We start from the raw sequence: 443 nt of genomic DNA on the forward strand, positions 1-443 counted from the left end.
TAAAATTTATTCTAAGTTCTTATTGTTTTAAATCATGGCCCTGGCTATTGGAGGTAAGAGCGAGTGCAGCGAAGCACTTTGCTCAGAATTATGGTAAAACAAACACGTCAGTTTAAGGTTTGTACGTTTAACCTTTTTAACTATATTGAACCTCCCAATGCATTTTACGAGTTGGAGAATATTTATACTGACCAACAATGGCGTAAGAAGGAAGCATGGATACTTAGGCTTCTGAAAGTAATTGGCGCAGATATTGTTGGTTTTCAGGAGGTGTTTTCCGTATCGGCTCTGAATAGCTTGTCAAAGTCAGCGGGCTTTGACTATTTTGCAACAGTCGAACAGCCCAACAAGAAGTCTGACTATCTGTTTGATATGCCCGTTGTCGCGATTGCTTCAAAATTCCCCATCCTATCTAGTGAAGCAGTTTCGGTTGATCAATATTT

At 39.5% G+C, this 443-nt stretch carries 1 protein-coding gene; it reads left to right on the plus strand.

Features of this window, described 5'->3' with window-relative positions; translation table 11 throughout:
* Positions 1-63 precede the first annotated feature (63 nt).
* Positions 64-443 (plus strand): hypothetical protein (locus tag A3761_RS00625; protein WP_197472679.1); only part of this gene is annotated, 380 nt, incomplete at its 3' end.

Source organism: Oleiphilus sp. HI0123, from assembly GCF_001635315.1.